This is a genomic window from Streptomyces ureilyticus (assembly GCF_011045025.1).
Lineage (GTDB): Bacteria > Actinomycetota > Actinomycetes > Streptomycetales > Streptomycetaceae > Streptomyces > Streptomyces ureilyticus.
This window is the reverse complement of record NZ_JAAKZX010000124.1, coordinates 18,804-28,683: the sequence shown is the minus strand read 5'-3', so window position 1 is coordinate 28,683 and position 9,880 is coordinate 18,804. Positions and strand designations below refer to the sequence as shown.

Genomic DNA, 9,880 nt, shown 5'->3' with positions numbered 1-9,880 from the left:
TCTAAGAGACAGATCTCCGACCGCATGTCCGCCGTGTTCAAGGCCGTGCTGCCGCACGGGGCCGACCCGCTGCTGGAGAGCTGGGCGGCCTCGCAGGCCACCACCTCAGCCGCATCCCACGCAGCCCCCGACAACCCAGGCGCACTGCGCGCCAGCGCAAGCAGCGCATCCAGATCGCAGCCCTGCCGCACCTGCGAGGCCAAAGCCTCAACCGCCTCAACAGCGTCCGCCCGCCGCTCGGCAACCGGCACCAGCCCAAGGTGCCGAGACGGCGTCCCCACCTCCCGAGCGCGTCGCAAGACGCCAAGCACAGGCACCCCGGCCTCGTCCAACGCCTCCCGCAACATCACCTCATGCCGCTCGGACCCCACCTTGTTGAGAATCACCCCCGCGACCCGCACCTCGGGATCCCAGGAAGCAAACCCATGCACCAGCGCAGCCACCGACCGAGCCTGCGAAGACGCATCCACAACCAACACCACCGGCGCCCGCAACAACTTCGCCACATGAGCGGTGGACGCCAACTCCCCCTCCCCGGCGGCACCGTCGTACAGCCCCATCACACCTTCGACCACCGCGACATCACACCCACGCGCACCATGCGCGAACAACGGAGCCACCAACTCCGCCCCACACAGATACGCATCGAGATTCCTCCCCACCCGCCCGGCGGCAAGCGCGTGATACCCGGGATCGATGTAGTCGGGCCCCACCTTGTGCGGAGACACGGCTAGCCCCCGCGAGGCGAACGCCGCCATCAGCCCCGTAGCAACAGTGGTCTTGCCGCTGCCGGAAGAAGGCGCGGCAATGACCAGCCGAGGGACGGACGTCACCACTCGATGCCTCTCTGGCCCTTCTGGCCGGCGTCCATCGGATGCTTGACCTTGGACATGTCGGTGACGAGATCGGCGAAGTCGACGAGCTTCTCGGGCGCGTTCCGCCCGGTGATCACGACATGCTGCGCCCCCGGCCGATCCCGAAGCACGGCGATGACCTCATCGACATCGATCCACCCCCAGTGCATGGGGTACGCGAACTCGTCCAGCACATACAGCTTGTACGTCTCGGCAGCGAGGTCCCGCTTGACCTGCTCCCACCCCTCGCGGGCCTTCTCCTCGTTGTCCATCTGGGAGTCGCGCTGCACCCAGGACCAGCCCTCACCCATCTTGTGCCAGTCGACGGACCCGCCCTCGCCGGAGGCGCCGAGCACCCGCAACGCGTTCTCCTCGCCGACCTTCCACTTCGCCGACTTAACGAACTGGAACACCCCGATCGGCCACCCCTGATTCCAGGCCCGTAGCGCAAGCCCGAAAGCGGCGGTGGACTTGCCCTTGCCGATCCCCGTATGCACGACGACGAGAGGACGATTACGCCGCTGACGAGTCGTCAACCCGTCATCCGGTACGACACTTGGTTGCCCCTGCGGCATTACGCGGCCCTCCTGCTGTTGCCCCTGCTGCCTTGTACATCCCTGACGAGCCCGGCGATCGAGTCGGCGCGCAGCTCGTCCAAGGTCACTGCGGTAGCGCCGAGTTCACCGGCGAGCTGCCCGGCAAGACCGAGCCGTACCGGCCCCGACTCGCAGTCGACGACGACGGACGCGACCCCATCCGCCGCGAACAGCCGCGCCGCGCGCCCCGAGAGCGCCACCGGGTCCGTCCCGCCCGCCGCCCGACCACCGCCCCTGTCCGAGGCGCTTCGCGCCACACCTCCTTCTGTGGCCCGTCCGTCCGTCACCACGACGACGAGCGCACGCCGCGCGGGATCCCTGAGCCGTTCCACCCGAAGCACCTCATGGGCCCTCAACAGCCCCGCGGCCAGCGGCGTCCGGCCCCCCGTCGGCAACGACTCCAGCCGGGCCGCCGCCGCGTCCACCGACGAGGTCGGCGGCAGCACGACCTCGCCGTCCTTCCCCCGGAAGGTCACCAGCCCCACCTTGTCCCGCCGCTGATACGCGTCGAGCAGCAGCGACAGCACCGCCCCCTTCACGGCGCTCATCCGCTGCCGGGCGGCCATGGAGCCGGAGGCGTCGACGACGAACAGAACGAGGTTCCCCTCGCGGCCCTCCCGGGTCGCCTGCCGCAGATCGTCGCGCCGTACGACGAGCCCGGTCCCCGACCGCCCGCGTGCCCGCTGATGCGGGGCCGCGGCCTGCACGGTCGCCGCCAAGTGCAGCTTGGTGAGCGCGCCTTGGGGCCGCCGGGCCCCGGTGGTCCGCCCGTGCTCGGTCCGCGCCCGCGACCGCCGGCCGGCAGCACCCTCGCCGAGCCCGGGCACGCTCAGCATCTTGGTACGAAAGGGCTCGGCAGCTCGTACGGGAGACTGCTCACCGCCACCGGGAGCGGCCGGCGCCTCCCCCTCGTCCTCCGAGGACTCGCTCTGCGCCGGAACATCACCGGCGGGCGGGTCATCCCCGTCCGGCCCGTCCTGCGGCGGCTGCCCACCACCGCCGGGCCCGTCCGGATCCGGATCCTCGTCGCCGGAGTCGCCCTCGCCCCCGAACTCCTCCAGGGTTTCGTCGAGCTTGTCCTCATCAAGTCCCGGCGCATCAAAGGGATTACGCCGCCGACGGTGAGGCAACGCGAGCAGCGCGGCCTGCCGGACGTCCTCCGCGAGTACGTCGGTGCGGCCGGCCCACGCGGCCAGCGCGGTCGCGGTCCGGGCCATCACGATGTCGGCGCGCATGCCGTCGACCTCGAAGGCGGAACAGGTCGCCGCGATCTGCCGCAACGCCGCATCGCCCAGCCGGACCGACGGCAACAACTCCCGAGCCGCCACGATCCGCGCCCGTACGGCGGCCTCCTCGTCGGCCCAGCGTGCCGCGAACCCGGCGGGGTCGTCGTCGTACGCGAGCCGACGCCGTACGACCTCCACACGCTGGTCGGGCTCCCGCGAGGCTGCGACCTCGACGGTCAGCCCGAAACGGTCGAGCAGTTGGGGGCGCAACTCGCCTTCCTCGGGATTCATGGTCCCGACGAGCAGAAACTTCGACGCATGCCGTACGGAGACACCCTCGCGTTCGACGTACGAGGCGCCCATCGCGGCCGCGTCCAGGAGCAGGTCGACGAGGTGGTCGTGGAGGAGGTTGACCTCGTCGACGTAGAGGATCCCGCGGTGAGCGTCGGCGAGCAGACCGGGTTCGAACGCCTTGACGCCTTCCGCCAGCGCCCGCTCGATGTCGAGTGCGCCGACAAGTCGGTCCTCGGAGGCGCCGACGGGCAGTTCGACCATGCGGGCGGGACGCGTGGTGCCGTTGCCGGTCTCGTGCGGTCCGTCGGGGCAGCCCGGGTCGGGCGCGCCGGGGTCGCAGGAGAAACGGCACCCGGCGACCACCTCCACCTCGGGCAGCAACACCGAAAGCGCCCGCACCGCCGTTGACTTGGCCGTGCCCTTCTCACCACGGACGAGCACACCGCCCACCGCGGGTGACACCGCGTTCAGCAGCAGCGCGAGCCGCAGGTCGTCCTGCCCGACGACGGCCGTGAACGGAAACGGGGTACTCACGCGGCGATCACTCCTTCGGGTGACTCATGAGAAAGCGGCTCGCGGTCCGGTCGCCGGCTGGTCTGGGTGAAGGCCTGGTCCCCGCCGATGCGGGGGTGGTTCGGGCACCGCGAAGAGCACCGCTGTTCGCGCGCTGTCGTCCTCGCCGACGCGGAGGTTCCCAGGGAGATCACTCGTCTCCCTCCAGATCGCCCTCGAGCTCGAGGTAGGTCTGCCGGAGCCGGTCCAGGGTCTCCTGGTCCGGCTCCGCCCACAGCCCGCGCTCTGCCGCCTCCAGCAGACGTTCGGTGATGCCGCGCAATGCCCACGGGTTGGACTTCCGCATGAAGTCCTGGTTCTCGCGATCGAAGACGTACTCCGCCGACAACTTCTCGTACATCCAGTCGTCCACGACCCCGGCCGTCGCGTCGTACCCGAAGAGGTAGTCGACGGTCGCCGCCATCTCGAAGGCTCCCTTATAGCCGTGCCTGCGCATGGCCGCCATCCAGCGCGGGTTGACCACCCGGGCCCGGAAAACCCGATGGGTCTCCTCGCCGAGAGTCCGTGTCTTCACCTGATCCGGAGTCGCCGAATCCCCCACATACGCCTCAGGACTGGTCCCCGTCAGATGCCGCACCATCGCGACCATGCCGCCGTGATACTGGAAGTAATCGTCGGCATCGACAAGATCATGTTCCCTCGTGTCGACGTTTTTCGCCGCCACAGCGATCCGCTTGAACGCCGTCTCCATATCCCCCCGAGCCGCCCGCCCCTCAAGCCCGCGCCCATACGCATAACCACCCCACACCGCGTACACCTCGGCGAGGTCAGCGTCGGACCGCCAGTTCCGCGCATCGATCAACGGCAGCAACCCTGCCCCGTACGCCCCGGGCTTGGACCCGAAAATCCGAGCCGTAGCCCGCCGCCGATCCCCATGCGCAGCGGCGTCCTCCTCCACATGCGCCCGCACGAAGTTGCTGTCCGCGGGCTCCTCAAGCTCAGCCACCGCCCGAACCGCATCGTCAATCAGCCCCACCACATGCGGGAACGCATCCCGGAAGAACCCGGAGATCCGGACCGTGACGTCAATCCGCGGCCGCCCCAGTTCCTCCACCGGAACCACCTCGAAGCCCGTCACCCGCCGCGACGCGTCATCCCACACCGGACGGCACCCCAGCAGCGCAAGGATCTCCGCGATGTCGTCGCCCTGCGTACGCATCGCGGACGTACCCCACACCGTCAGCCCGACGGACTTCGGGTACTCCCCGGTGTCGGCCAGATACCTCTGCACCAGCGAGTCCGCGAGCGACTGCCCGACCTCCCAACTCAGCCGGGACGGAATGGCCTTGGGATCGACGGAGTAGAAGTTACGGCCAGTCGGCAGGACATTCACGAGCCCACGCGTCGGCGAACCCGACGGCCCCGCCGGGACATAACCGCCCTCCAGGGCCCGCAGGATGTGATCGATCTCGTCCGTAGTACGAGCCAGCCGCGGCACGACCTCCCTACACGCGAACTCCAACACCGCTACGGCATCCGGGAGTTCGGTACCAGCAACCTCACCCACAAGATCAGGAACCGCCGCGACGTCCCACCCGCGCTCCTCCATACCCTCCGCGACCTGGCGGCAAAGGATCTCCAGCAGGTCGATCGCGTCCGAAGCCGTACGCGACGGTCCCTCGACCAGGTCCGTCAGCTCGGCCGGCACCTTCACCGGCGCCCCCGGCTCGGCGAGCAACTCCTTCTCGACCAGCCCGAAATGAGACGCGAACGAGGCCCGCAGCCCCGGCAGCGCGTTCGCCGCACCGCCCCACACCTGTGAGGCCCGCAGCACCGCCAGTACGAGATTGACGCGCGCCTCGCCCTCCGGACCGCCGCCAAGGATGTGCAGCCCGTCCCGGATCTGCACGTCCTTGATCTCGCACAGATAGCCGTCGATGTGCATGACGAACTCGTCGAACGCGTCGTCGTCCGGCTGATCGTCCACGTGCAGGTCATGGTGCAACTCGGCGGCCTTGACCAGTGTCCAGATCTGGGCCCGCACGGCGGGAGCCTTCGTCGGGTCCAGGTCGGACACGAGCGCGTACTCGTCGAGGAGTTGCTCCAGTTTCGCCAGGTCCCCGTACGTGTCCGCGCGCGCCATCGGCGGTACCAGGTGGTCGACGACCGTGGCGTGACCGCGGCGCTTGGCCTGGGTGCCCTCGCCGGGGTCGTTGACGATGAAGGGGTAGATCAGCGGCAGGTCGCCGAGCACCGCGTCCGGTGCGCAACCTCCGCTCAGCCCAAGCCCCTTGCCCGGCAGCCACTCCATCGTGCCGTGCTTGCCCATGTGCACGACGGCGTCGGCCCCGAACGAATTCTCCAACCACCGATACGCCGCCATGTAGTGGTGCGACGGCGGCATGTCCGGGTCGTGGTAGATGGCGATCGGGTTCTCGCCGAAGCCGCGCGGCGGCTGGATCATCACCACGACGTTGCCGAACTGGAGGGACGCCAGCACGATGTCGTCCCCGTCGACGTACAACGACCCCGGCGGCTCGCCCCACGCCTCCAGCATCCCCTCCCGCAGCGCGGGGTCGAGCTTCTCGAACCACGCCTGGTAGTCGGCGAGCGGCACGCGCGCCGGCGCGGCGGCCAGCTGATCCTCCGTCAACCACTCGACGTCGTGACCGCCGGCCTCGATGAGCCGGTGGATCAACTCGTCGCCGCCGGACGGGTACCCGCTCACCCCGTATCCCGCGTCCCGCAAGGCATCCAGCACCCGTACCGCCGATGCCGGCGTGTCCAGCCCCACCGCGTTCCCGACGCGCGAGTGCTTCGTCGGGTAGGCGGTGAAGACGAGCGCGAGCCGCTTCTCTTCGTTCGGCTTGTGCTTCAACTGCGCGTGCCGTACGGCGATTCCGGCCACCCGCCCGGCTCGCTCCGGATCGGCGACGTACACCGGAACGTCGTCCGGGCCCTGCTCCTTGAAGGAGAACGGGACCGTGACGATCCGCCCGTCGAACTCCGGGATCGCGACCTGCATCGCCGCGTCCATGGGGGAGAGGGCGGCATCGGACTCATCCCACGCCTGCTTCGACGAGGTGAGGCAAAGCCCTTGCAGTACAGGGATGTTGAGGTCGGCCAGCGCCCCAATGTCCCAGGCCTCCTCGTCCCCGCCCGCCGACGCCTGCGAGGCGTGCGTGCCCCCCGCCGCGAGCACGGTCGCGACCAGGGCATCCGCACGCCCGAGGATCTCGTACAGCCCGGCATCCGCGCCGCGCAGCGAACCGCAGTACACGGGAAGGGCGTTGGCTCCCCGCGCCTCGATCGCGTCGCACAGGGTGTCCACGAAGGCGGTGTTACCGGAGAGTTCGTGGGCCCGGTAGAAGAGCACGCCGACCGTGGGGCGGCCCTCCACATGCATACGCTCTCCATGAAGCCCGTACTCGGGCATCTTCCGGGGCTCCTCGAAGCCCTCGCCCGTGAGCAGCACGGTGTCGGAGAGGAAGCGGGCCAGCTCGGCGAGGTTTCCGGGGCCGCCCTCGACGAGGTACCGCAGCGCCTCCGCCACGACACCGGCCGGTACCGATGACTCGGCCATCAACTCCGCGTCGGGGACGGCCTCTCCGCCGAGCAGGACCGTCGGGATCCCGGATGCTTTCAACGCCGCGAGCCCGTCCTCCCAGGCGCGTTTGCCACCCAGCAGGCGTACCACGGCGATGTCCGCGCCCTCGAGCAGCGCGGGCAGTTCGTCCGCCACATCCACCCGGGTCGGATTGCCGATCCGGTACGAGGCGCCGGAAGCGGCACGGGCCGCCAGCAGATCCGTATCGGCGGTCGACAACAACAGCACTGTGCTCATACGGGCGCTCCCGGTGGAATGAAGGGCAGTCCTGAGGGCGCGCCCGACTCGATGAGCCGCCACAGCGCGTCCGTGTCCGCGTGGTTCTCGATCAGATCGCCGAGCCGGTCCAGCTGCTCCTCGCGCAGCGCGGCGAACGACGTGTCGGCGGCCGGTACGAAACGGCGGCCCGCGGCGGCCGCCACCTCGCGCAGGAAAGCCCGCCGGAATCCGTCCGACTCCAGCGAGCCGTGCCAGTGCGTGCCCCAGACCTCGCCGACCCGGCAGCCGTCCAAGAAGGGGGCGCCGCCGGTGACTTCGGCGACGCCGTGGTGGATCTCGTACCCCTCGACGTACTCGCCGAGCGCTTCGCCGACGGGCCGCGTGAGGGTCTTCTCGCGCGCGAACCGCACCCGTACGGGGAGGAGTCCGAGCCCGTCGACCTGGCCCGCGCGCGACTCGACCTCGTCCTCGATGTGCTCGCCGAGGATCTGGAAGCCGCCGCAGATACCGAGGACGGGCCGTCCTTCGGCGGTTCTGCGCATCAGCGCATCCGCGAGTCCGCGCTCCCGCAGCCATTCCAGGGCCCTGACCGTCCCCCGGGTGCCGGGCACGACGACCAGATCCGCGTCGGCCAACTCCTCTGCCCGGTCCACGAACCGCACCACGACGCCCGGTTCGGTGGCCAGCGCGTCCACATCGGTGAAGTTGGACATCAGGGGGACGGCACAGACAGCGACCCGTAGGACGTCCTCCCCGACGGGCGGAGCGACCGCGGACTCGCGGACAGCGCCTCGCAGCGACACCGCCATTCCGTCCTCCTCGTCGATGCCGAGGCCGTGCTGGAAGGGGAGCACGCCGTACGTGGAGCGGCCGGTGAGGTCGTGGAGCATGTCCAACCCCGGCTCCAGCAGCGACACATCGCCGCGGAACTTGTTGACCAAGAACCCGGCGACGAGTTCCTGATCCTCCTGCGACAGCAGAGCGATCGTCCCGAAGAACGACGCGAAGACCCCGCCACGGTCGATGTCTCCGACCACGAGCACGGGGAGCCGGGCGTTTCTGGCGATCCCCATGTTCACGATGTCGGTCCGCCGCAGATTGATCTCGGCGGGACTGCCCGCCCCCTCACAGATCACCGCGTCATACGTGCCCCGCAACTCGGCCAAGCACTCCAGCACGGTCCCGAGGAGCTGCTCCTGACGCCCGCCGTGGTAGCCGCGCGCGCTCAACTCGCCCACCGGTTTGCCCATCAGCACGACCTGACTGCTGCGGTCGCTGCCGGGCTTCAGAAGTACGGGGTTCATGAGCGCCGTCGGCTCGACGCGTGCGGCCTGTGCCTGCATGGCCTGCGCGCGACCGATCTCGGCGCCTTCGCGCGTGACGAACGAATTGAGGGACATGTTCTGCGCCTTGAAGGGCGCGACCTTGACGCCCTGGCGCACCAGCCACCGGCAGATCCCGGCGGTGACGACGCTCTTGCCGGCGTCGGAGGTCGTCCCGGCGACCAGCAGCCCGCCGCCGCTCATGACGTACGCCCCTTTGTGAGGAGCCGACCGGTGAGGAGCCGTCTCGTGATGAGCCGCCCGGCGACAGCAGCACCGAGCGCGAGCAGGCTCACGCGCTGCGAGAGCCGTACGGCCCGCTCGATGTCGTCGACCTGGACGGTCCGCCCCTCGCCGTTGAGTACCGGCCGGTGCTCAACTCGTCCGCCGTACGACAGCGTTCCGCCCAGGCGTACGCTCAACGCCCCCGCGAACGAGGCCTCGACGGGCCCGGCGTTGGGGCTCGGGTGCCGGGTGGCGTCGGCGCGCCAGGCGCGTACGGCCCCGCGGGGATCGCCGCCCGCGACGGTCGCGAGCACGGCGGTCAGGCGGGCGCCCGGCCAGCCCGCCACGTCGTCGAGCCGTGCCGAAGCCCAGCCGAACCGCCGGTACTTGGGCGACCTGTGCCCGACCATGGCATCCAGCGTGTTCACGGCACGGAAGCCGACGAGGCCGGGCACACCCGCCACGGCGCCCCACACCAGCGCGCCGACCACCGCGTCGGAGGTGTTCTCGGCGACGGACTCGACGACGGCGCGGGCGATCCCGTCGGCGTCCAGCGCCTGCGGGTCCCGTCCGCACAGGTGCGGCAGCCGCTCCCGGGCCCTCTCGATGTCCCCTGCGGCGAGTGCCTCGCCGATGGCCCGGGCCTCGTGGCCGAGCGAAGTCCCGCCGACCACGGCCCAGGTGGCGGCGGCGGTCAGCGCGACCGAGGCGGTACGGGACGTACGTACGGAGGTGGCGGCGAGGGCCGCGAGGGACACGGCACCGCCTGCGCACACGGCGGTGTGCAGCGCGCCCCACCCACGGTGGTCCCGCCACAGCACCCGCTCCACGGCGCCCGCGGCCCGCCCGAACGCGGCCACCGGATGCCCACGGCGCGGATCGCCGAGGAGTTGGTCACCGAGGAGGCCGGCGGCGGCGCCGTACGCGAAAACGCGATCGGCACGCATGGGTCAGCCTGTCGCTACGTCAGGCAGCACCCTCGGGGTCCTCGAAACCCTCGTACTCGGCAAACTGATCCGCAACA

Annotated in this window: 6 protein-coding genes; all 6 read right to left on the bottom strand. The window is 70.2% G+C overall.

Translation table 11 applies throughout. The features are described from left to right. The coding region (locus G6048_RS30840) for a cobyrinate a,c-diamide synthase (protein WP_165342895.1) at positions 1 to 836 on the bottom strand (836 nt) is incomplete at its 3' end. Continuing rightward, positions 830 to 1,429 (bottom strand): cob(I)yrinic acid a,c-diamide adenosyltransferase, encoded by a 600-nt coding sequence (gene cobO / locus G6048_RS30835; protein WP_165342894.1) that lies wholly within the window; start codon positions 1,427 to 1,429, stop codon positions 830 to 832. The genes G6048_RS30840 and cobO, both read right to left, overlap by 7 nt. Next, entirely contained in the window at positions 1,429 to 3,504 is a 2,076-nt protein-coding gene (locus G6048_RS30830) for a putative cobaltochelatase (RefSeq protein ID WP_165342893.1), read from the bottom strand. Before G6048_RS30830 ends, cobO begins: the two co-directional genes overlap by 1 nt. Positions 3,505 to 3,673: 169 nt before the next feature. Beyond that, positions 3,674 to 7,327 (bottom strand): cobaltochelatase subunit CobN, encoded by a 3,654-nt coding sequence (gene cobN / locus G6048_RS30825; protein ID WP_165342892.1) that lies wholly within the window; start codon positions 7,325 to 7,327, stop codon positions 3,674 to 3,676. Then, complete coding sequence (locus G6048_RS30820; RefSeq protein ID WP_165342891.1) at positions 7,324 to 8,835, bottom strand: cobyric acid synthase; 1,512 nt, start codon at positions 8,833 to 8,835, stop codon at positions 7,324 to 7,326. Before G6048_RS30820 ends, cobN begins: the two co-directional genes overlap by 4 nt. Continuing rightward, positions 8,832 to 9,803: a cobalamin biosynthesis protein gene (locus G6048_RS30815; RefSeq protein WP_165342890.1), complete on the bottom strand. Its 972-nt coding sequence runs from the start codon at positions 9,801 to 9,803 to the stop codon at positions 8,832 to 8,834. Before G6048_RS30815 ends, G6048_RS30820 begins: the two co-directional genes overlap by 4 nt. Positions 9,804 to 9,880 lie beyond the last annotated feature (77 nt).